This window comes from Altererythrobacter sp. MTPC7 (genome assembly GCF_042851395.1).
In the GTDB taxonomy this organism is placed as follows: Bacteria; Pseudomonadota; Alphaproteobacteria; order Sphingomonadales; family Sphingomonadaceae; genus CAJXSN01.
Map to the genome: position 1 here is coordinate 100,887 of NZ_BTGS01000003.1, position 25,033 is coordinate 125,919.

The window sequence follows — 25,033 nt, forward strand, 5'->3', positions numbered from 1 at the left end:
TCGGCGGAAATGAAGGCTGGGGCCGCGCTCTTCGGGAAGCCGACGGGAACATCGACAAAGCCCGATCGATTGGACACTGCACTCACGCTTCCCCGATATTGAGGAACCCTCGATGAATTCTGCCCAGACAGACCCCGGCAAAAGCGCCATCCCCGCGACCGACCCCTTCGCCCTGTTCGACGAATGGCTGGCAAAGGCGAAGGAGAGCGAACCGAACGATCCCAATGCCATGGCGCTGGCAACCGCTGCGCCCGATGGCGCGCCGTCGGTGCGCATGGTCCTGCTCAAGGGGCATGGGCGGGATGTCGGCGGCCCGAAGGGCGGCTTCACCTTCTACACCAATGCGAGAAGCCGCAAGGGCAAGGAAATTCGCGCAAACGACCAGGCAGCGTTGCTGTTTCACTGGAAGAGCCTGCGCCGGCAAATCCGCATCGAAGGGACGCTGACCGAAGTCGATCCGGAAGCGGCGACTGCCTATTTCCATTCCCGCAGCAGGGATTCGCAGCTGGGTGCGGTTGCGTCTTTCCAATCCAGCCCGCTGGAAGAACGGCAGGTCTTCCTCGACCGGTTCGAGCAGGTGAAGGAGCAATTCGAAGGCGACGAGGTAGAGCGCCCCGCGCACTGGACCGGGTTCACGCTTGCACCGCAAGCCATCGAGTTCTGGCTCGACCGGCCGAACCGCCTGCATGATCGCCGGGTTTTCACACGCGCAGGAGACGGCTGGACCGATACGCTGCTCTACCCCTAATGGGGACTGCGTGACCCAGGACGACGACCGACTGACCCGCAACCGGCTGGCGCGCAGCGCCGCGATGGCATCGATCACGGTGGCGGCCGTTCTGGTCGCCCTGAAATTGTGGGCCAGTGTCGAGACGAATTCGGTCGCCATGCTCGGCAGCCTGGCCGACAGCGCGCTGGACCTTGTCGCCAGCCTCGTCACCCTGTTCGGTGTGGTCTATGCCGCGATGCCGGCGGATGACGATCACCGCTTCGGCCACGGCAAGGCGGAGGCGATCGCGGCCATCGTTCAGGTCGTCCTCATCGCGCTCAGCGCCTTTGCCCTGGTCGTGCGCAGCATCCAGCAATGGATGGAGGACGTACCCGTGGGCGAGGCGCCCGTGGGGATCGGGGTGTCGGTGGCCGCCATCGCGCTGACCTTCGTGCTGCTCTGGTGGCAGCGTTACGTCCTGTCGCGAACCGGTTCGGTCGCCATCCGGACGGACCACGTTCATTACCAGGGCGACCTGCTGCTGAACCTTGCCGTGATCGCGGCGCTGGTCCTGCAGACGCAGCTGGGGCTGGGCAAGGCGGATGCGTTCTTCGGCCTCGGCATCGCGGCCTGGCTGGCCTATGGCGCATGGGATGCCTCCCACGAGGCGGTCGATCACCTGATGGACCGCGAATGGCCGGAGGACCGCCGCAGCGCCTTCGTCGCCCGGGCCGCGACCCATCCCGAACTGTCGAACCTGCACGATTTGCGGACCCGTACGGCGGGCAATCGCGATTTCGTGCAATTCCATGTCGACCTGCCCGGAGAGATGACCGTGCGCGAGGCGCATGACGTGATCGACCGTGTGGAGGCCGACCTGCGCAGCGCGTTTCCCGGAACGGAGTTGCTGATCCATATAGACCCTGCGGGTCATGTCGACGAACCGGGGAACGACCTGGTCGAAGCCGACGAGTTCGAAAAACTGGAGGACGAGACGCCGTGATTTCCCTGCCCTATTGGCATGTCGATGCCTTCGCCGACCGTCCGTTCACGGGGAACCAGGCGGCCGTGATGCCGCTCGAGGAATGGCTACCGGACGATGTCCTGCAGGCCATCGCGGAGGAGAACAATTTCGCGGAAACGGCTTTCCTCGTGAAGGACGACACTGGCAGCAGCGATTGGGAATTGCGATGGTTCACGCCGGCCACCGAAATCCGGCTGTGCGGCCATGCGACGCTCGCGAGCGGTCACGTGCTGCTGGAACGGGACGGCGGCGAGCGGGTGACCTTCCGCACCCGCCAGGCGGGCGAACTCGAAGTGCGGCGGAGTGCGGCGGGTTACGAGCTGGCCCTGCCGGTCATACCCGTTTCGCCGAAGAACTGGCCGGAAGCCGTCGCCCTGCTGGGCGCTCAACCGCAGGAAGTCTGGCAGAACGAAGGGCGTTACGGGATCTACCTGTTCTCGAGCGAGGCCGAGGTGCGCGCGCTGGATCCGGACCTCAAGGGGCTGGGCGCGCTGGGCGACGACCAGTTCATCTGCACTGCGCCCGGCGAGCGGACGGATATCGTGAGCCGCGTCTTCGTGCCCGGTGGCGGCGTCGACGAGGACAGCGTGACCGGCAGCGCGCATGCCGCCCTGACGCCCTTCTGGGCGGCGCGGCTCGGGCGGGACAGCTTCACCGCGCACCAGGCCTCGCAGCGCGGCGGCGATCTCGCCCTGCGTCTGGACGGAGATCGCGCCTGGCTCGGCGGTGGCTGCGTGACCGTCGTCGAGGGGAGCTTCCGCCTGCCGGGCTAGGCGCTACTCGGCCGGATAAAGTTCGATCACGTCCATCATCTGGTCCATCAGGACGGCGCGTTCCTCGCTGCTCGAATGCCCCAGCCGGACCAGTGTCAGCTTCTGGTCCGGCGAGACCAGGACATACTGCCCCATGTGCCCGATGGCCGAATACAGCGTGTCCGGACCCCGATTGGCCTTGTTGCCGTCCTGGTCCAGTCCGATGCCGCGATTGAGCCAGGTCTGGCCCCCGTAATTGTCCGAGGCCGGGCTGGGGCTCGTCATGAAATCGACCCAGCTGCGCGGCAGGAGCTGTGATCCGCGATAGGAGCCGCGATTCCTCAGGAAATCTCCGAACCGCCCCCAGTCGCGCGCCGTCGCATGCATCAGGCTGCCCCCGATCAGGGTGCCGGCGGCGTCGAATTCCGGAACCATGGAATCCATCCCCAGCGGTCCGAACAGGCGGGACTGGAGGTACTCGGCCACCGCCCGGCGCCGCACCTCCGGATCGGGGCTGTCATCGGACAGGACCCGGGCCGCGATATCGGCCAGGATCACGGTCGTATTGCTGGAATATTCGAAGGTCCGACCCGGCTCGTCCTCCAGCGGCTGCGCGGTGGCATAATCCGCCATGTCGTCGCGCCCGTCGAGGAACAGCATCCGCACTTCGGACGATTCGAATGGCGGGTTGCCGGCCTCCGTATGGCGCAGGCCCGCGCGCATCTGCAGCAGCTGGCGCAGCGTGATCTCGCCGCGCGGGTCGCCCGGCCTACGCCAGCGCGGGATGGGCGGGCTTTCGTCGAGGGACAGTTTCCCGTCGGCGACCAGCATCCCGATCAGCACGGCAGTGACCGTCTTCGCCATCGACCAGCTGACGAAGCGCGTATCGACGTCGTAGCCCTCGGCATAACGCTCGGCCGCGATTTCGCCGCCATGCATGACCAGCGCCGCGCGGGTTTCGCCCACCGTTTCGTCGGTAAACCATTCGTCCAGCTGGCGCGCGAGCTGGTCGTTGGGAGCACCGGGATCGTCTGCGACAGCGGCCAGCGCCTCTTCGCTCAGCGGGGGCAGCTCGGCGGGGTCCGAATCGCAGGCGGCCAGCGTCAACGCCGCAAGGCTTGTGATTACGGCGGGGATGGCGATAGGGGAGGCGCGGCGCATCGGCATGGTGCGGCTCACTCGCATGATGGAAATCGACCTGCAATGGCAAAACCCGCCCCGCGTTCCACTGCCCGCACCGGCCCGGCGAGAAGGGGGCGCCGATGGCCTATTGTTCTTCTGATCGTGCTGCTGGCCGTGGCAGCGCTTGCCTACGCGTACCGTGCGCCCATCGCCGGTTATGGCAATGCAGGCACGGCCTATTCCGCGCGGGTCGCCTGTTCCTGCCGCTTCGTGGCGGGGCGCGATCTGGACGATTGCGGCAAGGACCAGTTGCCCGGCATGGAACTGGTCATGCTGAGCGAGGACGAGGAGGCGAAGAGCGTCACCGCGACGTTCCCCCTCGTGGCGAGCGATACGGCGCGCCTCAAGGACGGCTATGGCTGCGTGCTAGACCCCTGGGAGGGCTAAGCTGAGGGGCGCATCGCGCGCTCGATCCTCTCGGCCGCGCCCTCCGGCATCCGGCAGGTCTGCGCGCCGGGCGGAGGCAATGGAGCGGCAGCAGGCGGACAGGGCGCGCCGCGACCGTTTTCGGCGATGCAGGCCGCGTTTTCCGCGCGAAGGCGGTCGCTGACAATGCGGTAGTCGGATGCGCGCTTGACGAGATCCGCGATGCGCTCTTCGGAGCAGATCGATTCGCGGCGGATGGTACCGACCCGTATCATCGTTTCCGCCTGGCAGAGCTTCGCGAGAGCGGGCGGCGCCTTTACGGGCTTGTCTTTCGAACATCCGATGCCGGAAAGCTGCGCACCGGGTTCACCGACCCGCAGTGCTGCTTCGGGTCGTCCGTCCATGGCCCCGATCGTCAGGTAATTTTCGGCATCGCGGAAAACCGCGAAATACCCCATCACGATCGGGCCGGGCGCCGCGTCCCCGCCGCGTTGCAGGCGAAAACAGCCATCGTGCAGGACGATGCGGCCTTCATATCGCGCCTCGCCTTCGAGGGTGCAGGTCGACACACGCTCCCGTTGCGCGCTCGGGCCAAGAGTGATCTCGTGCGGCCGGGCCAGGATGAAGCGGGCGACGTCGGGCTGGACCGGCGGATCGGGGAAAAAGCCGCTTTCGCCGGGGCCGTAGGTCTCGACCGGCAGGACTTGCAGTGCATCCCCGACCGAAGCGCGTCCTTCGTCGTCGAACACCATGCCGATGGTCGGCGGTGCGTCTTCGTCGCCCGGCTCGACTTCCCAGCGAAGTTCGACGCGGGGAGGGGCGAAGCCGGGGTCGGTCCAAATCCGGCTGTCCGGCAGGAGGTAATAGATGAAGGGAAGGGCAAGGATGGTCAGTAACAGCGCCAGCGCGGCGGGAGGGATCCGCCCGTTCCTGTTGCGCGGGGGTTTCACCCGGTGACTGCACCGAGCGCAGAGTGGGCTGCAACCGTCTGGTCGATCCACCCGCCTCCCACGACCCGGTCCCCGGCATAGATGACCGCGGCCTGTCCCGGCGCGACGCCCAGCTCCGCCGTTTCGAAATGCAGGGTGGCCTGCGCCCCGTCACCCAGCGCGCCGGCAACCGCGACAGGCACGGGCTTCGATAGCGAGCGAACCTTTGCGGTGAGCTGTGTATCGGGTAGGGGGCCGATGCGGTTCGTCTCGATCAGCTTTGCTTCCGCTATGGCCAGCATCCGCTTGGGGCCGACCCGGACCAGCGCCTTCTCCGCGTCGATGCCGACGACATAAAGCGGCTCCGGCTGGCCGCCGATATCGAGACCGCGGCGCTGGCCGACCGTGTAATGGATGACGCCCTTGTGAGAACCCAGCGTTTCCCCTGTGCCCGCATGGACGATTCTGCCGGCCTGCCCACCTTCGGGCCGCATCTTGCGGACAATCTTGGCGTAATCGCCATCGGGTACGAAGCAGATGTCCTGGCTGTCGGGCTTGGCCGCATTGCGCAGACCCGCCTCCTCGGCCAGTTCACGCACCTGCGCCTTGGGCAGGCCGCCCAGCGGGAAGCGCAGGAAGTCGAGCTGTTCCTGCGTCGTCCCGTAAAGGAAATAGGACTGGTCGCGCGCGGGGTCGTGGGCACGGTGCAATTCCGGCCCGCCCGGACCGGTCACGCGCCGGACGTAATGGCCGGTGGCCAGGCAATCGGCCCCCAATTCACGCGCCATGCGGAGCAGGTCCGTGAATTTCGGACCCATATTGCAGCGGATGCAGGGAACCGGCGTGCGGCCTTGCAGGTAATCGTCGGCAAACTGCTCGACCACGTCCTCGCGAAAAGCGCTTTCGTGATCGAAGACGTAGTGTGCAATGCCGAGCCTGTCCGACACGGCGCGCGCATCGGCAATATCGTCGCCGGCGCAGCACGCGCCCTTGCGGCCCGTGGCCGCGCCGTAATCGTACAATTGCAGGGTGATGCCGATGACATGTGCTCCGCTGCGCGCGGCAAGCGCTGCGACCACGGAGGAATCGACGCCGCCCGACATCGCAACGACAATACGCCGTTCGGCCATGGGGCCGGGCAGGTCGAACAGTTCGGCAGCCTGTGCCGGTGTCATGGTCAGCGTGTCGGACATGGCGGTCATATAGGGCGCAAATAGGTTTTCCGCAAAGGGTGCGCCATCCGGGTTTCCGCGCTCCGCAGCCGTTTTTCCGGTAATCCTAACCCGAAGTAAATCACGGGTTTACCCGATCTTGACCAGCCCGCCCTATTGGACAGGGCATGTTCGAAAACACCAACCTCACCGACACGGCCCTGCGTGAGGCTGCAACGGGCGTCGATTCGCCTTCGCTCCGCGCCTTTGCGTGGCCGGAGCTGGTTGCACGCCTTGCCGCGACCCGGGATGTTCGCACGGTCCTGGCGGATGCCCGGCCTGCGGCAGGGGGCAGTTTCCTGAAAGCGGAAAAGCTCCTGGATGCAAGCGGCGCTCATCCAAATTGCAAAAATGAAGAGCCGATTAACCTTGTTGGTTTAGCCGACGGCAAAGCTGGCGACGCATTGTCTGCCCCGACCGCGGCTCACGCGGACCATGTCGACCGAGAGGCACAATGATAGAGAACCAGAAAATCCGGCCCGCAGAAGTGATCGGCCCCCTCGGCGAGCCGCTTACCGTGGCCGATCTCCCTTCGCCCAAGACGAAACGCTGGGTCGTGCGGCGCAAGGCCGAAGTCGTCGCTGCCGTAAACGGTGGCCTGCTGACCCTTGACGAGGTCCTGGAGCGTTACAATCTGACGCTCGAGGAGTTCGCTTCCTGGCAGCGCGCAGTGGATCGTTCGGGGATGCAGGGCCTGCGGGTGACCCGCATCCAGCACTACCGCGATCTCTACGAGCGCCAGCTCAAATACTAACGCGCTGGGCAAGCGCCCGGACGGGTGTATACCTCCCAAAGGCTATAATGCTTTCGTTCGGGAACCGGCGCGCAGTCGGCCCGTTGAAAGCCCCGATACGCCTGCAACAGGATGAAAGAACAATGGATTGGATTATCGCAATTATCGTCGGCGGTGTCGCCGGCTGGCTCGCAAGCCTGGTCATGAACCGCGATGCCTCAATGGGCATCTTCTGGAATATCGTCGTCGGCATTATCGGCTCGGTCATCGGTAACGTCATCGCCGGTGCATTCGGCTGGGGCGGTTCGATCCAGGAATTCAGCCTGACCGGACTGATCATCGCCGTTATCGGTGCGATCGTCCTGCTGGCCATCATGAACCTGATCCAGCGTGGCCGCGTGCGTTAAGTCGCCGCAGCCAGAACGATTTACGAACAAGGGCCGGCTCGCAAGAGTCGGCCCTTTTTCGTTGCAGGACTTCGTCCCGCTGCGAAGTATCGTCCTGACGCCGGTCTTTTGCTCAACGCCGTTGGTAGAAGGTTCGATTGCCAAGGCCCGATCGCGCGCGGTATGGGGATTGCGCGGGGTGATATACCCGTATAACACACTAGGGAAACCAGTGACGGGCCTGATATGAATTACCACTCGACCAGCGAATACAGCGAAAACGCGCCGAAACTCGACGAAGCGCCGGTCGGACTGGACGGTCAGCCGGAGAGGAAATCCTCGCGCCGCCTGTGGGTCTGGGTGGGCATTGCCGTGCTTCTCGCCGCCGTCATTGCAGGGGCCTATTACTTCGTTACCGGCGGTGACGGCGCTGCGACACCGGCGGCCGACCGCGACGAACAGGCGCCGCGCGTTTCCGTCATCTCTCCCGGCCAGGCGACGATCGAAGGCGAGATTTCCGCCACCGGCACGCTGGCCGCACGGCGGGACATTCCCGTCGGCGTCGTGGGTGAAGGCGGCCGCGTCGTTGCCGTGGCGGCCGAGCAGGGCGAATGGGTCAATGCAGGCCAGGTGCTCGTGTCGATCGACCGCTCCGTCCAGAACCAGCAGGCCCGCGCCCAGGCGGCACAGGTCGAAGTCGCCCGCTCCGACGCGCAGCTGGCGCAAAGCAATCTGGACCGCGCGCTCCAGCTGGTCGATCGTGGCTTCATCTCCCGCGCCGATGTCGATCGCCTGACCGCGACCCGCGACGCGGCGCGCGCCCGCGTCAACGTCGCACAGGCACAGCTGTCCGAACTGCAGGCGCGAAACGCGCGTCTCAATGTGGTCGCCCCGGTGTCCGGCCTCGTCCTCGAGCGCAGTGTCGAGCCGGGGCAGACCGTCAGCGCCGGTTCGCCGCCCCTGTTCCGCATTGCGCGCGGCGGGGAAATGGAATTGCTCGCCCGCGTGGGGGAGAGCGACCTAGCCAGGCTGTCGACCGGCGTGCAGGCGACGGTGACCCCGGCCGGCACGGACAAGGCCTTCACCGGCCAGGTCTGGCAGCTTGCCCCGACCATCGACGAACAGAACCGGCAGGGCGTGGCGCGCATTTCGCTTCCCTATGCGAGCGAGCTTCGTCCCGGCGGCTTTGCGACCGCCGTCATCAAGAGCGGTACGATCGTCGCCCCGCTCCTGCCGGAATCCGCGGTCCTGTCCGACAATGACGGAAGCTTCGTCTTCATCGTCGGCGAAGGCAACAAGGCGGTCCGCCGTTCGGTCACGACCGGCATGGTCACGAGCGAGGGCATCGCGATCACGCAGGGGCTCGACGGGACGGAACGGGTCGTCTTGCGCGCAGGCGGCTTCGTGACGGAGGGCGAGACCATCGCGCCGCAAAACACCACAGTACGGGGCGGCTGATCGATGAATTTCCAGAACATCTCCGCGTGGTCGATCCGCAACCCGGTCATCCCGCTGGTCCTGTTCACCGGCCTGCTGTTCGCGGGGCTGCTTGCCTTTGCACGCATGGACGTGGTCAATAACCCGGACGTCGAATTTCCGGCCGTCAGCGTATCGATCTCGCAGCCGGGCGCGGCCCCCACGGAAATCGAGAACCAGATTACCCAGCGTGTGGAATCCGCAGTCCGTTCGATTAACGGCGTGGCATCGATCAATTCCACCGCGCGCGAAGGCAATTCCAACACCTTCATCGAATTCGAGATCGGTACCGATCCGAACGACGCCGTGGCAGAGGTGAAGAACGCGGTCGACACGATCCGCGGCAGCCTGCCCGACGGGATCCTGGAGCCCCGCGTCAACAAGCAGGACATTTCGGGCGGTTTCCTCGGCATTTATGCCGTCGAGGCAAACGACATGACGATCGAACAGCTCAGCTGGTTCATCGACGATACCATCGCGAAGCAATTGCTCAGCGTCGAAGGCATGGCGGAGGTCAACCGCTTCGGCGGCGTCGACCGCGAGATCGAGGTCATTCTCGACCTGCAGCGGATGCAGGCTTTCGGCGTCACGGCCAGCCAGATCAACGCGGTGCTGCGCCAGACCAATATCGATGCAGCGGGCGGCGCGACCGAGGTCGGCGGAACGCGCCAGTCGGTCCGTGTACTCGGCAGCAGCGATACCGCTTACGAGCTTTCGCAGCAGCAGATCCAGCTGGGCAATGGCACCACGGTCAAGCTGGCGGATGTCGCAACCGTGCGCGACGGCTACAGCGAGCGGACTTCGATCAGCAAGGTGCGCGGCAAGGAAGTCGTCAACTTCGCCATGTCCCGCGCGAAGGGTGCGTCCGACGTCACGGTATACGACGCCGCGCTGGAGAAAATCGCCGAGATCGAGGAAGAAAATCCCGGCGTGCGCTTCATCCCGCTGACCAACAGCGTGGATTACACGAAAGAACAGTACAACAGCTCCATGGCGGCCATGATCGAAGGCGCCATTCTTGCCGTCGTCGTGGTGTTCTTCTTCCTGCGCGACTGGCGGGCGACCATCATTTCCGCCGTTGCCATTCCGCTGTCCGCCATCCCGACCTTCTGGTTCATGGACCTGCTCGGCTTCAACCTGAATACGCTGTCGCTGCTCGCCCTCGCGCTGGTGGCGGGTGTGCTGGTCGATGACGCCATCGTCGAGATCGAGAATATCGTGCGTCATATGAGGATGGGCAAGAGCGCCTATCAGGCCAGTATCGACGCCGCCGACGAAATCGGCCTGCCGGTGGTCGCGACCAGTTTCTGCATCGTGGCCGTGTTCTTCCCGGTCGGTGCGATGCCCGGCATCTCGGGCGAGTTCTTCAAGAATTTCGGCTTCACGGTCGTCGTCGCCGTTCTGATGTCGCTCGCCGTGGCGCGCATGATCACGCCGATGCTCGCGGCCTATTTCCTGAAGGCGAAAGGTCATGCCGATCACGGCGAAGGGCCGATGATGGACCGTTACATGGGCATCCTCCGCTGGTCGCTCGACCGGGGGAAGATGTATGCCCGGCGCGCCGGTCTGGAAGCGCCCCGGCACCGTGTCTTCTATGCCATCGCCTTCCTCCTGGTCATCCTGATCCTGCTCGTCGTCCCGGCCTTGGTCGTCACGCAGGGTCACGCCGCGCTTGCGGAGCTCGACATTCCCGAAAAGATCGGCACCGCGATAAGCAGCGATCCCGATTCCAAACTGGCCGTTGTGGGCAACCGCATCATCGGCCTGCTGCAGTTTGCGCTTGTCATCCTGGCAGGGTTCTTCGCCGGGCTGGCCGCGCTCAAGCTGCTGGGCCTTCCGTTCCGCGCCCTGGGCGGCTGGGTCCGCAATGGCTGGCTGTGGATGGAAGCGCGGTTCTACGATCACCGCGCATGGATGCTGATGATCGGCTATTTCGCGCTGCTCCTGACGGTCCTGCTGTTCGCCAGCGTTCCAGGTCAGTTCCAGCCGCAGATCGACAATGACAGCAGCCGGGTCGAGATCGAGATGGTCCCCGGAACCACGCTGGCGACCACCGAACGCGTGTCCCGCCGCGTTGCCGACCTGCTGTATGAGGAGCCCGAAGTCGACCGCGCGCTGGAACGCGTGCGCGAAGGCCAGGCGACGATCTATATCCGCCTGACCGACGATCGTGAGCGGACCTCGATCCAGTTCGAACGGGCGCTCGCGCCCGAACTGGCGAAAATTCCCGATGCACGGGTCCGTTTCGCCTCGCAGTCCGGCGGCTTCGGCAGCGGGCGCGACATGACCGTGATGCTCGCCGGGTCCAATCCGGAACTGCTGGAAGAAACCGCGGCCACGCTGGTCGAGCAGATGAAGGGCATCGATTCCCTGATCGCCCCGCGCATAAGCGCCGACATCAACCGGCCCGAACTGATCATCACCCCGCGCCCCGACCTGGCGGCCGAGCTCGGCGTCACGACGGCGGCCATCAGCCAGACGATCCGCATCGCCACGCTGGGCGAGATCGAGCAGAACGCGGCCAAGTTCTCCCTGTCCGACCGTCAGATTCCCATCCGCGTGAAGCTGCCGACACAATCGCGCGAGGACCTGACCACAATCGAGAACCTGCCGGTCCAGACCATGACCGGCGGCAGCGTGCCGCTGTCCCGTGTTGCCGAGATCAGCTTCGGTTCCGGCCCGACGACCATCCAGCGGTACAACCAGAACCGCCGCGTACTGGTCGGCGCGGATCTGGCGCAGGGAGTCGTGAAGGGCGAAGCGCAGGCGGAAATCGACGCGCTGCCGGTCCTGCAAGACCTGCCGCAAGGCGTCATCCGCGACGTCGTGGGCGAGGAAGAATGGCAGCAGGAACTGATCCAGAGCCTGATCATCGCCATCGTCGCCGGCGTGCTGCTGGTCTTCGCCGTGCTGGTGCTGCTCTACAAGCGCCTGATGAGTCCGCTGGTCAACATGACCTCGCTGGCGCTTGCGCCGCTGGGCGGTATCTTTTTGCTCTGGCTGCTGGATGGCGAGCAATCCATGCCGGTCTATATCGGGATGCTGCTGTTGCTAGGTATCGTGTCGAAGAACTCCATCCTCTTGATCGACTTCGCGATTGAGGAAATGGACCGCGGCACCCGCAAGCTCGATGCCATCATCGATGCCGGGCACAAGCGCGCCCAGCCCATCGTGATGACGACCGTCGCCATGACGGCGGGCATGGTGCCGACCGCCATCGCCCTGACCGGAGACGGTGCATGGCGCCAGCCGATGGGCATCGTCGTCATCGGCGGGCTGATCGTGTCGACCCTGCTCACGCTCCTGATCGTTCCGGCAGGTTTCAGCCTGGCCGATGGCCTCGAGCGGAGGCTGGGTCCGTGGCTGCGCGGCAAGTTCCTGACCTATCGTCCCGGCGATGACGGGAAGACGGGTCCGGAACCCGGCAGCCATACCCCCGTTCCTGCCGAGTGATCGATCGTCAGAGCCATTCGGCGCCCACAGCGGCTGCCAACACTGCTGTATCTCCCGACGCTGCCCGTGCGATGCGGATCACCGCAACGCTCATGCTGCTGGCGATGGCGTGCATTTTCGTCGCGTCGAAACAGGTGCTGGACCTGCACCCGGCATGGGGGTTCGTGAACGCCTTTGCCGAGGCGGCCATGGTGGGCGGACTGGCCGACTGGTTCGCGGTGACGGCCCTGTTCCGGCATCCGCTGGGCCTGCCGATCCCGCACACCGCGATCATCCCCAAGAACAAGGACCGCATCGCCGACACGATGGCGGATTTCCTCCGTACCAATTTTCTGACCCCCGCTGTGGTGGCGCGGCGGATGCAGGGCATGAACGTGGCCGGTGCCGCGGGCGATTTCCTGGTCGACCCGGCGGCAGAGGCGGATGGCGGCACGCGGTCGCGCATCACCGGCGGGGCGGCCGAACTGTTTGCCGAAGTTCTCGAATCGCTCGATCCCAACCGGCTCGGCACGCAGGTGCGCAGCGGGCTGGCCTCGCAATTTGCGAAGATCGATGTCGCGCCGCTGGTCGGGCGAATGCTGGAAAATGCTATTGCCGATTCGCGGCACCTGCCGCTGATGGACGGGGTCATCCGCTGGACCGGGCTGACGCTGGAAGACAATGAGGAAACGGTTCGCGAGATCATCAGCCAGCGGGCCAATTCGGTCCTGCGCTGGACCGGGCTGGACGAACGCATTGCGACATCCGTTCTCGACGGGCTGTACCGCCTGCTGGCCGAGGTTCTGGTCGATCCCGACCATGAACTGCGCGGCAAAATCCAGGAAGGCATGGAGAAGCTGGCGCACGATCTACAGCACGATGCGGAAACACGCGAGCGGGTCGAGGACCTGAAGCGCGAGATGCTCGAGAACCCGGCGGTCGCGGAATGGTGGATGGGCGTATGGGAACGCATTCGCCTGTCGCTGATCCGCCGGGCCCGCGATCCAGAGAGCGCACTGGGCGATGAAATGCGCAAGGGGCTGGCAGAGCTGGGCAATGCGCTGCAGCAGGACCAGCGCCTGCAGATGCAGGTCAACCGCTTCGCCCGCCGCACCGGTGTCGGGGTCGCGACGCGTTATGGCGCGCAGATCGTGCAGCTGGTGTCGGAAACCGTCCGCCGGTGGGATGCCACCACGGTCACCGACCGGGTGGAGGGTGCGGTCGGTCGCGATCTCCAGTTCATCCGTATCAACGGGACCATCGTGGGCGGCCTTGTCGGCATGACCATCCACACGCTCGACATCCTGATCTGAAACCCGGCCCCGGCAAAATTCCCTAGCCGCCATTACCTATACTGCCCTTCGGCACTCGCTAGCCATGCAGGCGGCACACAACGCTCCACTTGTCATGGAAGGGGAGCATCGCGGTGGCGCAGGAAAGCAGGAAAACGCTGGAAGAACTGGTGCAGCATTATCGCTGTCTCCGGTCCGGTTTTCTGGACGAGGGATCGCCACCGCGTCGCAGGATGCAGGGTGAAGCCGACCGTGCATTCCGCCGCATCCTCACAGCCCTGTCCGCACGGATTCGCTACCTGACACGGCGCTATGGTCTGGACGACATGGCGGACGATGCAGCGCAGGCCTGTGCCATCGGTATCCACCGCGCCATCTCCTGTTACGACCCGCAAAAGGCCGCGTTTGCGACCCACGCGACCTGGGCTATGCGGGGAGAGCTGCAATCCCTTCGCCACCGCGTCCGGCTCGATCAGAGGACCAGTGCGCGCAATGCCGGGATTGTCACCGTGGCCCTTGGCCGGGGCCACGAGGCCGACACAGCCGGCGCTTTGGAGATCGTTGACGAAACCGCGCAGCAAATGGTGGAGGAAGGGGCGTCAACGCACCTTGCGTCACGTTGGGCAAGGGGTCTGATCGGCGCGGCGTCGGACGAAAAGCGCATCACGCGCCGCGATGGGGACCGGGCATGGCGTTACTGGATGGAAGGCGGGCAGGGCAATCGCGCCGCGCGGGAGAGGCAGCGTCAGGCTGGAAGGCGCGTGGCGCGGCATTGCTTCGCCATCTACGCTGCGACGGCGAGTGCCTGATTGCCACAGGTCTTGCGGTTGCCGAACGGAAAACCCCCGGAGCGCAGGTGCCGGCTTGGCACACCGCGATCCGGGGGCTTGATTGTTCACCTGTCGAAACAGGCGCCAGGCCTCAGAGCTTGCCGGTGAGTTCCGGTACGGCCTTGTAGAGATCGGCGACGAGGCCGATGTCGGCGACCTGGAAGATCGGAGCGTCCTCGTCCTTGTTGATCGCGATGATGGTCTTGGAATCCTTCATCCCGGCAAGGTGCTGGATTGCACCCGAGATACCGATGGCGATGTAGACTTCCGGCGCCACGATCTTGCCCGTCTGGCCGACCTGGTAATCGTTGGGGACATAGCCCGCATCGACGGCGGCACGGCTGGCGCCGATGCCGGCGCCCAGCTTGTCAGCCAGCGGGGTGATGATTTCCTCGAACGTGTCGGCATCCTTCAGCGCGCGGCCACCCGAAACGATGACGTTTGCGCTGGTAAGTTCGGGACGGTCGCTCTCGGCGATTTCCTCACCCACGAAGCTCGACGTACCAGCATCGCCCGGCCCGGTTACCTCCTCGACACTGGCGGAGCCGCCTTCGGCTTCGGCCTTGTCGAAGGCCGTGCCGCGCACGGTGATGACCAGCTTGGGATCGCTGGATTCCACCGTCGCGATGGCGTTGCCGGCGTAAATCGGACGCGTGAAGGTCTTCTCGCCTTCGACCGACAGGATGTCGGACACCTGCATCACGTCGAGATGGGCTGCGACACGCGGGGCGATGTTCTTCCCGTTGGTCGTGGCGGGCGCGAGAAAGGCGTCGTAATCCGCCATGATCTTGGCCGCCAGCGGGGCGACGTTTTCGGCCAGCTGGTGCTCGTAAGCGGCGTCATCGGCTTTCAGCACCTTCGATACGCCAGCGATCTTCGCAGCAGCGTCGGCAGCACCGCCGCAGTTGGAGCCTGCGACCAGTGCGGTCACGTCGCCCAGCTTTGCAGCGGCGGTCACGACGGCCAGCGTGGCGTCGTTGACCGAGTTGTTGTCGTGTTCGACCAGAACCAGGGTGTTCATGTCCGTTTTCCTTTTCCTTGAGGGCTCGAGGCTCGCTTACGCGATGCCGAGCGCCTTGATCTTGGCTACCAGCGCGTCGACGTCCTCGACCTTCTCGCCAGCCTGGCGAACGGGCGGTTCGGATACATTCGTCGTGGTGAGGCGCAGCCCGGTGTCGACACCGAAATCGGCCGGCGTCTTCGTGTCGAGCGGCTTCTTCTTCGCCTTCATGATGTTGGGCAGCGACGCGTAGCGCGGCTCGTTCAGGCGAAGGTCGGTGGTGACGATGGCCGGCAGGGTCAGCTTGACCGTCTGCAGTCCGCCATCGACTTCGCGCTTCACCGTCACGCTGTCGCCGTCGACTTCGACGGTGTTGGCGAAGGTGCCCTGGGGGCGATCCATCAGCGCTGCCAGCATCTGGCCGGTCTGGTTGCTGTCGTCGGAAATCGACTGCTTGCCCAGCATGACGATGCCGGGGTTCTCTTCCTCGGCAATCGCCTTCAGGATCTTGGCAACCGCCAGCGGTTCGACCTCGTCATCGGTTTCGACCAGGATTGCGCGGTCCGCACCCATGGCGAGCGCGGTACGCAGCGTTTCCTGCGCCTTTGCCGGGCCGATGGAGACGGCAACGATTTCCTCTGCCTTGCCGGCTTCCTTCAGGCGGATGGCTTCCTCGACGGCGATTTCGTCGAAGGGGTTCATGCTCATCTTGACGTTGGCAAGATCCACGCCGGAGCCGTCCGCCTTCACACGGGGCTTCACGTTGTAGTCGATCACCCGCTTGACGGGGACGAGGATTTTCATGTGGGTTCCTTCCTCTCGAAATTGGTGCCCCGAAACGGGGCAGGCCGCATCGGCGGCCGCTTACTTCATCGAATGATGGAACAGCGTTTGCGTTCCATTTACGTTTACGTCAAGGGCAGGGCAGGAGGCACCGCGCTGACGTAGCGGCAGGTTGCCGCATCGGACAGCGCGGTTGGCCCCGTGACAGGCGAATCAGGCCGCCTGCTTGACTTCCGCGACGATTTTCTTCGCCGCATCGCCCAGGTCGTCGGCTGCAACGATGGGCAGGCCGGAATTGTTCAGGATGTCCTTGCCCTGGTCGACATTGGTGCCTTCGAGGCGGACGACCAGCGGCACGTCCAGTTCGACTTCCTTGGCCGCCACGACGATGCCTTCCGCAATCGTGTCGCAGCGCATGATGCCGCCGAAAATGTTGACGAGGATGCCCTCGACCGCCGGGTCCTTCAGGATGATCTTGAACGCCGCGGTGACCTTCTCGGTCGTCGCGCCGCCGCCCACGTCGAGGAAGTTCGCCGGGAAGGCGCCGTTCAGCTTGATGATGTCCATCGTCGCCATGGCCAGGCCTGCGCCATTGACCATGCAGCCGATATTGCCGTCCAGCTTGATGTAGGCGAGGTCGTATTCGCTCGCTTCGACTTCGGCCGGGTCTTCCTCGGTCTCGTCGCGCATCTCTTCCACGTCCTTGTGGCGATAGAGCGCATTGCCGTCGAAGCTCATCTTGGTGTCGAGGACGAGGAGGTTGCCTTCCTTGTCTTCCACCAGCGGATTGATCTCGAGCATTTCCATGTCGAGGTCCATGAAGGCGGTGTAGAGCTGTTTCGCCAGCTTCTGGCACTGCTTGTTGGTGTCGCCCGTCAGCTTGAGCGCGAAGGCGACGGCGCGGCCGTGATGGGGCATGAAGCCCTGCGCCGGGTCGATGGTGATGGTCGTGATCTTCTCGGGCGTCTCGTGCGCGACGTCCTCGATGTCCATCCCGCCTTCGGTCGACGCGATCATGGCAACCTGGCCGGTGGCGCGATCGACCAGCATCGACAGGTAGTATTCGTGTTCGATGTCGACGCCGTCTGTCACGTAGAGGCGATTGACCTGCTTGCCCTCGTCACCGGTCTGGATGGTGACCAGCGTATTGCCGAGCATTTCCTTCGCATTCGCTTCGACATCGTCGATGCTCTGCGACAGACGCACGCCGCCCTTCGCGTCGGGGCCCAGTTCCTTGAACTTGCCCTTGCCGCGGCCGCCTGCGTGGATCTGCGCTTTCACGACATAGAGCGGCCCGGGAAGCTTCTTCGCGCCTTCGACCGCTTCTTCGACCGTCATCGCGGCGTGTCCCGTGGGAACGGCGATGCCGTATTTCGCGAGCAGTTCCTTGGCTTGGTACTCATGGATGTTCATGGGGCGCTGTGTCCTGTTGTTCTCGTCAGGGGAAGGATGGCTTTGCTGTGGGGCCTTTGCATGGATGAGCCAGCTTGAAAAGTGCCTGCGGCGCGTCCAATTGCAGCGCCAGAGATTATGATCGACCACGAACGCTTTGCCGCGATCGTCCGCGAAGCGGGCGCGATCGCCCATTCCCACTGGCCCGGTGCAGGCCATGACCTGGAGTCGTGGGAGAAAAAGCCGGGCGATCCCGTCTGCGAGGCGGACCTCGCCGTCGATCGCTTCCTGCGCCGCGAACTGGGCGCGTTGCTGCCGGCAGCCGGGTGGCTGTCCGAGGAAACGACCGATACGCCCGAGCGCCAGCAACAGCGGCTGATCTGGCTGGTCGACCCGGTGGACGGCACGCGCGATTTCATCCGCGGTCGCAAGGGGTGGGCGGTATCCGTCGCCCTGGTCAGCGAAGGACGCCCGCTCATCGGCATGCTCAGCGCACCGGCGCGGGGGGAAGAATGGATCGCGGTGGCGGGACAGGGCTCGACCCGCAACGGCCATACGCTGAAGGCGTCGACGCGGGAGGATTTGTCCGGCGCGCGCATCCCGGCCGATTCGCTGATGAAGGAAGACCGGCTGATGGAAATGGTCGACAAGCCCAATTCCATCGCGCTGCGTGTCGCCATGGTCGCTGCCGACGAAGCGGACCTGATCGCGACGCTGCGCTGGGGGTTCGAATGGGACATCGGCGCGGCAACCCTGATTGCCCGCGAGGCAGGGGCTGCGGTCAGCGATGCGTTCGGCAGGGTCTTTGCCTATAACAAGCGCGATCCGCGCAGTTTCGGGCTGCTCGTCAGTGCCCCCGGCATTCACCGTCAGGCGGTGGACCACCTCGCCGACCGTGCGCGGATCGTGGCCGCCCGTCCCAAGGACTAGGCCGGGAATTCGCAGCGCTCACGAAAAAGGGGCCCGCATCGCTGCAGGCCCCTTCTTTCTTGCATCAGCGCGAGGCTGATCAGTTGCCCTGGGCCTGAGCCACATCGGCCTGGCTGATCGGGGTAATCTTGATTTCGACGCGGCGGTTCGCTGCGCGGCCGGCTGCCGTGTCGTTCGTGTCCTTGAAGTAACGCGGATCTTCGCCGTAGCCCTGCGTCGCCATGCGGGCACGGGCCACGCCGCGAGCAGCGAGATAGTCGGCAACCGCATTCGCGCGGCGCTGCGACAGTTCGAGGTTGTAGGCATCCGAACCGGTCGAATCGGTGAAGCCGTAGACGTCGATCAGGCTGTTGGGATATTTGATCAGGCTGTTGGCGATCACGTCCAGCGTTCCCTGGAAGGCGGGCGTGATGGTTGCCGAATCGACTGCGAAGGTAACGCCGTCAGGCAGGTTCACCAGGATCGCTTCCTGGTCGCCGATCTCGGTCACGTCGACGCCCGTGCCTTCGGTCATCTCGTCCAGTTCCTTGATCTGGTCGTCGAACTGCTTCCCGATAACAGCGCCCGCGCTGCCGCCGATGCCGGCACCGATGATACGCGCGGTCGAACCGCCGATGACGTCGCCCAGCAGGTAGCCAGCCGCACCGCCCAGCACGGAGCCGATCGCCGTGCGGGAAATCTTCTGTTCCCCGGTGTTGGGATCGGTAACGCAGGCCGACAGGCCCATCAGCGAGGTTGCGGCCAGCGCCGAGACGAGAATACGAGATTTCTTCATTATGGTCTTTCCCCAAAAATTCGGCCCGGAAGGGCCGGCGGGCATGTCCCCGCACGTCACGATAGTGCGCGCCCACCGCGCGCTTCTCGCTATACCAACCTTGGTCGCGGTCTCCTGTTCCCGTGATGAACGGCAGGGCCATGTATCGGACAGGCTGGCGTGGCCGCACAATTGTGCTAGCGCGGGCGAACTGTGACACCCTTTCCCTGGACCGACCTGCTCATCATCGCGGGACTGATTGTGCTCAACGGCATCTTCGCGATGTCGGAACTGGCTATCGTCTCTGCCAAGCCCACGAAACTGCGGGCGAAGGCCGACAAGGGAAGCCGCGGGGCCGAGACGGCCATCGAACTGGCGGGCAATCCCGGCAAGTTTCTCTCGACCGTCCAGATCGGGATCACCCTCGTGGCCATCATCTCGGGTGCGTATTCGGGTGCGAGCCTGGGTGGCCCGGTCGGCGAACGGCTCGTCGGACTGGGCTTGCCGCCCGATCTCGCAGACCAGGCCGGGTTTGCGCTGGTCATCGCGCTGACGACCTATTTCACGCTGGTCATCGGGGAACTCGTGCCCAAGCAACTGGCGCTCAGGCTGGCAGTGCCCATCGCCGTCGCCATGGCCGGACCCATGCGCTGGCTGGCCATTATCGCCGCGCCCTTCGTCTGGGTCCTTGATACCTCGTCCGCCGCCATCGTTCGCTTGCTGGGCGTCCGCCCCGGCGGGCAGGCGAGCGTCACGGCGGAAGAACTGCACATGCTGTTTGCCGACGCGACCCAGACGGGTGTGCTGGAGGAAGAACAGAGCGCCATCCTGACCGGCGTCGTCCGCCTGGCCGAAAGGCCCGTGCGCGAGGTGATGACGCCGCGGACCGAACTGGACTGGCTGGACATCGACGACGACGAGGCGGCCATCGCCCTCAAGATTGCCAAGAGCCCGCATTCGCTCCTGCCGATTGCGCAGGGCTCCCCGGACAAGGTTCTGGGCGTCGTCAAGGTACGCGAAGTCCTGGCCGCGCAGCTTGCCGGGCTGCCGGTCGACTTGCAGGCCCTCTCGAAAAAGCCCGAAATCGTGCCGGACCAGCTCGACGCGCTCGATGCGCTGCGCGTGCTGCAGCAGGCGGACATCGCGATGGCGATGGTGCATGACGAATACGGGCATCTCGACGGGATCGTGACCTCGGTCGATCTCCTCACCGCGATTGTCGGGCAGTTTGCCAGCGATGTGGATCAGGGCGACATCCCGGAAATCGTCGAACGTGCCGACGGCTCGCTGCTGGTGTCGGGCGCGATGGCGGCCGATGCGCTGGCGGACAAGATCGGCATCGAATACGACGAATCGCGTGAATTCGCGACCGTGGCAGGGTTCGCGCTCGCGGTGCTGAAGCATTTCCCGCAGGAAGGCGAAAGCTTCGGCGAGCAGGGCTGGACGTTCGAGATCGTCGACATGGACGGGCGCAAGATCGACAAATTGCTGGTCAGCCGCACGCCCGACTGACGGGCGTTCATCCGCCACGCTAACCCGTCAGGGCAGAATCGTCGGACATGCTTACCGGCTGTTAACCATCCTGCGCGATACCGGTCCCCGGACAAGGGGGATATACCGATGCCGCAGACTGCTAACGCTTCTCTCGCCATTGCCGAAATGCGCGAATTTGCCAGCTTCACTGCTGCAGAGCAGCGATACATCCGCCGCAGCCTGGATGTCGGTCTCGGGCGGTGCGACGCGTTCAAGAGCTGGGCGCGCGATGCAGCGGAGAATGCCGGTATCCGGCGGCAATATGTCGCCTATCAGGAGCTGAAGCGGCTGCGCGAAGACATGCCTGCCGATCCCGAAGCGGACCATATCGACGGCTTCATCGGGACTCTGACCCGGATGGCGGCCTTCGACCTGTCGCAGGAAAGGATCGACGGGTTCTCCGCTTTCCGCTTCCTCTACGAACGCCTTCTCGGCGCGCAGGCCCGGCCATGGCTGCCGAGCGCCTTCGTCGCCGCAGCGGCCCTGCCGCACATTCGCCCGGAACGCCGCCGGATGCTGCTGCAATCGCTCAGCGAAGCTGCCGCGACAGCACCGGGCTGGTCGGAAACGGAACCCGGCTTCTATCCTGAATATGTGGAAGCGGAAGCGGCTTGAGCCCCACTTAACTCCGATACAATCCGTCCAGCCGGTCCTGATACCGCTCGCGTATCTTGTGGCGGCGGATTTTCATGCTGGGGGTCATTTCTTCGTTCTCGACGGCGAACGGCTCGTCAGCGAAGGTGAACTGGCGGACCTTTTCGGTGACCGACAGTTCCTTGTTCACGCGGTCGACCGCTGCGCGGATCGCGGCCTTGAACTCCGGCAGGTCCTGCACTGCGCTGCAATCGAATTGCTTGCCCGACGCCGACTGGCACCATTCCAGCTGCCACTCGGCGTCGGGCACGATCAGACCGACGACGTAGGGACGGCGATCGCCGCTCACCATGGCCTGCCCGATTTCCGGCTGCAGCGTCAGCATGCCCTCGATCTTCTGCGGTGCGACATTATCGCCCTTGTCGTTGACGATCATGTCCTTCTTGCGGTCGGTGATCTTGATCCGGCCTGCCTCGTCGATATGGCCGATATCGCCGGTATGCAGCCATGGCTCGCCCGAGGGATCGGCGGGGTCGGGGATGAGGGTGCGTTTCGTTTCGGCCTCGTTCTGCCAGTATCCCTTCATCACCAGCTCGCCGCGGCAGAGGATTTCGCCGTCCTCGGCGATCTTCACCTCAACGCCTTTCATCGGCGGGCCGACCGTGTCCATGGCGATCCCGGCAGCCGGGCGGTTGCAGCTGATGACCGGACCGCTCTCGGTCTGGCCATAGCCCTGCAGCATCGTCAGCCCCATCGAATCGAAGAAGATGCCGACATCGGGATTGAGCGGCGCGCCGCCTGATACCATCGCCTTGATCCGGCCGCCGAAACGATCGCGAATCTTCGGACGCAGCGTGCGCTCGAGGATGAAGTCCATCGGCCTGTCCAGCAGCTTGGTCCGGCCTTCCGCGCGCCGTTCCCCGATCTGCAGCGCGCGGTCCATCATGTAGTTGGCAGCGCCGCCCTGCTTCGCCACCTGCTTCATGATGCGCGTGCGCAGGACTTCGAACAGGCGGGGGACGACGACCATGATGGTCGGCCTGGTTTCCTCGATATTGCTCGCGAGCTTTTCCAGCCCTTCGGCGTAATAGATCTGCGCGCCGACGCCGATCGGCAGGAATTGCCCGCCGGAATGCTCGTATGCATGGCTGAGCGGCAGGAACGACAGGAAGCGCTCGTCTTCCTCCAGCCCGAAATCGTGCATCAGGATTTCCGCCGCGTCCACGACATTGCACAGGATCGCGCCGTGATGCTGCATGACCCCGCGCGGCGCGCCGCCCGTCCCGCTGGTGTAGATGATGCACGCCGTCGTCTCGCGTGTGATGCCGGCAAGGCGCGCTTCGACCGCAGCGCGGGCTGCCTGCGCGTCGCCGTCCACCAGTCCGGCCCATTCGTGGCAATGCAGATTGCCGCCCTGGTAGGAGCGCACGCCGTCGATCGGGATGATGTGTTCGGCAATCCCTGTGCGGAAGATGGCGGGGATCAGCGGGGCCGACAGTTTCTCGTTCGATACGATGACGGCCTTCGCGCCCGAATTGTCCAGGATATGGACATGATCGCGCTCGGTATTCGTGGTGTAGGCCGGCACGGTGATGCAGCCTGCCGCCATGATGGCGAGATCGGCGATGCACCATTCGGGCCGGTTTTCCGACACCAGCATGATACGGTCGCCCTCGGCAAGGCCGATACGGCGCAGGTTTTCGGCCAGGACGCAGACCTGCTCGGCGACCTCGCGCCAGCTCTGGGTCTTCCACTCGCCGCCCGTCTTCCTGCCAAGGAACGGCTTGTCGCCATTCTCGTCGGCGCGTTTGAGGAAGAGATCGACGAGATTGCTCGCCTGTTCGATATCACTCAGTTGCAAACCTGCTGCTCCTGCATCCCAAAAAGGTCCGCCGTCTGCGCGGCGTTCGCGCTGGCTCTACGCTGCTGCCCGTCGGGCGACAAGCGCAGCCTACTCCGCCCCCGACAGGCGCAGGACGGAATCGAGGCGCGGATCGTACACCGCTTCCCACCCATTGCCGGTTCGCAGAGCCCCGTTGGTCCGGTAGAGGAAATCGCTGGTCTCGATCCTTGTATGACCCAGCGCCGCCAGCTGCGGCATCGCCTCTTCTAGCCAGCTATTGTCCTCCACGATCACGCGGTCGCCAAAGCCCATGATCATCGGCTGGGCCAGCGCCTCGCGCAGGGGCAGGCCGAAATCGATTACTCCGACAATGGCCCGCGCGGTCTGGATCGGAATGGTCGGTCCGCCAGCGGCGCCGACGGCCAGGAAGGGCTTGCCGGAAGGGTCGTACACCACGGTCGGCGACATCGAACTGCGCGGCCGTTTGCCCCCTTCCACACGGTTCGCGACCGGCACGCCGCCACGTTCGGGCGAGAAGCTGAAATCCGTCAGCTCGTTGTTGAGATAGAACCCGCGATACATCAGGCCCGATCCGAAGGCGCCCTCGATGGTCGAGGTATAACTGACCATGGTGCCGTCGGGGCCGATGGTGACGAAATGCGTCGTGCCGCTTTCCGGATAATGGCCGCCCACGGCGCGGGCCTGCGGTGCGCCCTCGGGCGTGCCGGGTGCGAAATCCTCGCTCCGCCGCTTCGGGTCGAGGAGCAGCGAGCGGCCGGCGAGATAGGCAGGATCGACCAGCCCGGACACCGGGACGTCCACGAAATCCGCGTCGCCGGTGTAAAGCTCCCGGTCGGTATAGGCGAGCCGCTGCGATTCCAGGAACAGGTGCCATGCCTCGACAGACCGCGGGCCCAAGCTGGCAAGGTCGAACCGCTCCAGCTGGCCAAGCATCTGCAGCACTGCAATCCCGCCCGACGATGGCGGGCCCATGCCGCATACCCGGTATCCGCGATAGCTTCCGCATACGGCATCGCGCACGGCCGGTTCGTACTGTTCCACGTCGCTGGCCGTCATCGTCTGCGCCCGCGGGGTGTCCGCCGCGACATGGCGGGCAAGCCCGGCTGCGAAATCGCCGCTGTAGAAGCTGCCCGCCCCTTCCTCGGCCAGTTTCGTGAGCGTCGCCGCCAGTTCCGGCTGGCGGATCGTCGTTCCTACCGCCTTGGGCGTGCCGTCGGGTTCGAAGAAGGTCGCGCGCGCCTTCGCATCGTAGCCTGCCCGGTCGAGGCGGCCTTCCAGCACCGTGACGAGGCGCGGATTGACGACGAAGCCATCGCGGGCGAGCCGGATGGCCGGTTCCACCAGCCGCGCCCATTCCAGCTTCCCATGGCGTTCATGGGCCAGCTTCGCCAAGGCGACATTGCCCGGTACGCCCACGCTCAGCCCGCTGATGGTCGCCTCTTTCCCGGGAAGCGGGTTGCCCTCTGCATCGAGGAACCAGTCGGGGGTCGCGGCAAGCGGCGCTTTTTCGCGCCCGTCATAGGTCACGACGTTGCCGTCCGGCGTGCCGCGCACGAAGAAGCCGCCCCCGCCAATGCCGGAGCTTTGCGGCTCGACCACCGTCAGTGCCAGCATGATGGCAATCGCGGCATCGGTCGCGCTGCCGCCAGCGGCGAGGATTTCCTCCCCGGCCGCGGTTGCGCGGAAATCGGCGGTCGCCACGGCGCCCTTCGCAACCGGTGCCGCCGATTGCTCCTGCGGCTGCGGAGGGAGGGGCTGCGGCGCGGGAGATGCTTCGCCATAACCTGCCGCGCAGGCGCTGAGCGCGAACGGCGAGAGAGCTGTAACCAGGGCGGCGGGCAGGGTGCGTGCTTTCATGCCC

23 protein-coding genes are annotated in these 25,033 nt (G+C 65.0%); 14 read left to right on the forward strand and 9 right to left on the reverse strand.

Annotation, left to right across the window (positions count from 1 at the left end):
- The first annotated feature begins 112 nt into the window (after positions 1 to 112).
- The 3 genes from pdxH (at position 113) to ACGHJ7_RS03730 (ending at position 2,506) form a co-directional block, all read left to right on the forward strand.
- Complete coding sequence (pdxH, locus tag ACGHJ7_RS03720) at positions 113 to 748, forward strand: pyridoxamine 5'-phosphate oxidase (protein ID WP_390474641.1); 636 nt, start codon at positions 113 to 115, stop codon at positions 746 to 748.
- A 64-nt stretch (positions 749 to 812) separates the two neighbouring features.
- On the forward strand, positions 813 to 1,712 hold the full coding sequence (locus tag ACGHJ7_RS03725) for a cation diffusion facilitator family transporter (RefSeq protein WP_390474794.1): 900 nt from the start codon (positions 813 to 815) through the stop codon (positions 1,710 to 1,712).
- Positions 1,709 to 2,506, forward strand: a complete 798-nt coding sequence (locus ACGHJ7_RS03730) for a PhzF family phenazine biosynthesis protein (protein WP_390474642.1) — start codon at positions 1,709 to 1,711, stop codon at positions 2,504 to 2,506. The genes ACGHJ7_RS03725 and ACGHJ7_RS03730 overlap by 4 nt, the downstream gene beginning before the upstream one ends.
- Positions 2,507 to 2,509: 3 nt before the next feature.
- Here the strand turns inward: ACGHJ7_RS03730 and ACGHJ7_RS03735 are convergent, their stop codons facing one another.
- Positions 2,510 to 3,652 carry a serine hydrolase domain-containing protein gene (locus ACGHJ7_RS03735; RefSeq protein ID WP_390474797.1) on the reverse strand — a complete coding sequence of 381 codons (1,143 nt, stop codon included), beginning with the start codon at positions 3,650 to 3,652 and terminating at the stop codon, positions 2,510 to 2,512.
- Positions 3,653 to 3,688: 36 nt separating this feature from the next.
- On the opposite strand from ACGHJ7_RS03735, the gene ACGHJ7_RS03740 reads away from it, so the two are divergent.
- Entirely contained in the window at positions 3,689 to 4,054 is a 366-nt protein-coding gene (locus ACGHJ7_RS03740) for a hypothetical protein (RefSeq protein WP_390474643.1), read from the forward strand.
- On the opposite strand, the gene ACGHJ7_RS03745 is transcribed toward ACGHJ7_RS03740, so the two are convergent.
- On the reverse strand, positions 4,051 to 4,983 hold the full coding sequence (locus ACGHJ7_RS03745) for a hypothetical protein (RefSeq protein WP_390474644.1): 933 nt from the start codon (positions 4,981 to 4,983) through the stop codon (positions 4,051 to 4,053). The two genes, ACGHJ7_RS03740 and ACGHJ7_RS03745, sit on opposite strands and share 4 nt — an antisense overlap.
- On the reverse strand, positions 4,980 to 6,164 hold the full coding sequence (gene mnmA / locus ACGHJ7_RS03750; protein ID WP_390474645.1) for a tRNA 2-thiouridine(34) synthase MnmA: 1,185 nt from the start codon (positions 6,162 to 6,164) through the stop codon (positions 4,980 to 4,982). Before mnmA ends, ACGHJ7_RS03745 begins: the two co-directional genes overlap by 4 nt.
- 137 nt (positions 6,165 to 6,301) lie before the next feature.
- Between mnmA and ACGHJ7_RS03755 the strand changes: the two genes are divergently transcribed.
- The 7 genes from ACGHJ7_RS03755 to ACGHJ7_RS03785 all read left to right on the forward strand — a co-directional run bounded on the left by ACGHJ7_RS03755 (position 6,302) and on the right by ACGHJ7_RS03785 (position 14,301).
- Entirely contained in the window at positions 6,302 to 6,631 is a 330-nt protein-coding gene (locus ACGHJ7_RS03755) for a hypothetical protein (protein WP_390474646.1), read from the forward strand.
- Positions 6,628 to 6,927: a DUF1153 domain-containing protein gene (locus ACGHJ7_RS03760; protein ID WP_390474647.1), complete on the forward strand. Its 300-nt coding sequence runs from the start codon at positions 6,628 to 6,630 to the stop codon at positions 6,925 to 6,927. The genes ACGHJ7_RS03755 and ACGHJ7_RS03760 overlap by 4 nt, the downstream gene beginning before the upstream one ends.
- A 122-nt stretch (positions 6,928 to 7,049) precedes the next feature.
- The gene (locus ACGHJ7_RS03765; protein ID WP_390474648.1) at positions 7,050 to 7,313 is read left to right on the forward strand and encodes a GlsB/YeaQ/YmgE family stress response membrane protein; all 264 of its coding nucleotides are present in this window, start codon (positions 7,050 to 7,052) and stop codon (positions 7,311 to 7,313) included.
- 225 nt (positions 7,314 to 7,538) lie between these two features.
- Positions 7,539 to 8,750 carry an efflux RND transporter periplasmic adaptor subunit gene (locus ACGHJ7_RS03770; RefSeq protein ID WP_390474649.1) on the forward strand — a complete coding sequence of 404 codons (1,212 nt, stop codon included), beginning with the start codon at positions 7,539 to 7,541 and terminating at the stop codon, positions 8,748 to 8,750.
- A 3-nt stretch (positions 8,751 to 8,753) separates the two neighbouring features.
- Positions 8,754 to 12,221 carry an efflux RND transporter permease subunit gene (locus ACGHJ7_RS03775; protein ID WP_390474650.1) on the forward strand — a complete coding sequence of 1,156 codons (3,468 nt, stop codon included), beginning with the start codon at positions 8,754 to 8,756 and terminating at the stop codon, positions 12,219 to 12,221.
- 71 nt (positions 12,222 to 12,292) lie between these two features.
- Positions 12,293 to 13,513 carry a DUF445 domain-containing protein gene (locus ACGHJ7_RS03780; protein WP_390474651.1) on the forward strand — a complete coding sequence of 407 codons (1,221 nt, stop codon included), beginning with the start codon at positions 12,293 to 12,295 and terminating at the stop codon, positions 13,511 to 13,513.
- A gap of 113 nt (positions 13,514 to 13,626) precedes the next feature.
- Positions 13,627 to 14,301: a sigma factor gene (locus tag ACGHJ7_RS03785; RefSeq protein ID WP_390474652.1), complete on the forward strand. Its 675-nt coding sequence runs from the start codon at positions 13,627 to 13,629 to the stop codon at positions 14,299 to 14,301.
- 112 nt (positions 14,302 to 14,413) lie between these two features.
- Here the strand turns inward: ACGHJ7_RS03785 and ACGHJ7_RS03790 are convergent, their stop codons facing one another.
- The 3 genes from ACGHJ7_RS03790 to sucC all read right to left on the reverse strand — a co-directional run bounded on the left by ACGHJ7_RS03790 (position 14,414) and on the right by sucC (position 17,518).
- Entirely contained in the window at positions 14,414 to 15,343 is a 930-nt protein-coding gene (locus tag ACGHJ7_RS03790) for an electron transfer flavoprotein subunit alpha/FixB family protein (protein ID WP_390474653.1), read from the reverse strand.
- A 36-nt stretch (positions 15,344 to 15,379) separates the two neighbouring features.
- Positions 15,380 to 16,126: an electron transfer flavoprotein subunit beta/FixA family protein gene (locus ACGHJ7_RS03795; RefSeq protein ID WP_390474654.1), complete on the reverse strand. Its 747-nt coding sequence runs from the start codon at positions 16,124 to 16,126 to the stop codon at positions 15,380 to 15,382.
- 192 nt (positions 16,127 to 16,318) lie between these two features.
- Entirely contained in the window at positions 16,319 to 17,518 is a 1,200-nt protein-coding gene (sucC, locus tag ACGHJ7_RS03800; RefSeq protein WP_390474655.1) for an ADP-forming succinate--CoA ligase subunit beta, read from the reverse strand.
- Between the two features lie 117 nt (positions 17,519 to 17,635).
- Here sucC and ACGHJ7_RS03805 point away from each other — a divergent pair, with 117 nt between their 5' ends.
- Positions 17,636 to 18,427, forward strand: coding sequence for a 3'(2'),5'-bisphosphate nucleotidase CysQ (locus ACGHJ7_RS03805; RefSeq protein ID WP_390474656.1), 792 nt, complete (start codon positions 17,636 to 17,638; stop codon positions 18,425 to 18,427).
- Between the two features lie 79 nt (positions 18,428 to 18,506).
- On the opposite strand, the gene ACGHJ7_RS03810 is transcribed toward ACGHJ7_RS03805, so the two are convergent.
- Positions 18,507 to 19,202 (reverse strand): OmpA family protein, encoded by a 696-nt coding sequence (locus ACGHJ7_RS03810; protein WP_390474657.1) that lies wholly within the window; start codon positions 19,200 to 19,202, stop codon positions 18,507 to 18,509.
- 192 nt (positions 19,203 to 19,394) lie between these two features.
- Here ACGHJ7_RS03810 and ACGHJ7_RS03815 point away from each other — a divergent pair, with 192 nt between their 5' ends.
- Together ACGHJ7_RS03815 and ACGHJ7_RS03820 are read left to right on the forward strand one after the other, a co-directional pair.
- Positions 19,395 to 20,693, forward strand: coding sequence for a hemolysin family protein (locus ACGHJ7_RS03815; RefSeq protein ID WP_390474658.1), 1,299 nt, complete (start codon positions 19,395 to 19,397; stop codon positions 20,691 to 20,693).
- A gap of 108 nt (positions 20,694 to 20,801) precedes the next feature.
- The gene (locus ACGHJ7_RS03820; protein WP_390474659.1) at positions 20,802 to 21,329 is read left to right on the forward strand and encodes a hypothetical protein; all 528 of its coding nucleotides are present in this window, start codon (positions 20,802 to 20,804) and stop codon (positions 21,327 to 21,329) included.
- Between the two features lie 7 nt (positions 21,330 to 21,336).
- Here ACGHJ7_RS03820 and ACGHJ7_RS03825 read toward each other — a convergent pair whose 3' ends face one another.
- Both ACGHJ7_RS03825 and ggt read right to left on the reverse strand, forming a co-directional pair.
- Positions 21,337 to 23,169: an AMP-dependent synthetase/ligase gene (locus tag ACGHJ7_RS03825; protein WP_390474660.1), complete on the reverse strand. Its 1,833-nt coding sequence runs from the start codon at positions 23,167 to 23,169 to the stop codon at positions 21,337 to 21,339.
- 90 nt (positions 23,170 to 23,259) lie between these two features.
- Positions 23,260 to 25,029, reverse strand: coding sequence for a gamma-glutamyltransferase (ggt, locus tag ACGHJ7_RS03830; RefSeq protein ID WP_390474661.1), 1,770 nt, complete (start codon positions 25,027 to 25,029; stop codon positions 23,260 to 23,262).
- Positions 25,030 to 25,033 lie beyond the last annotated feature (4 nt).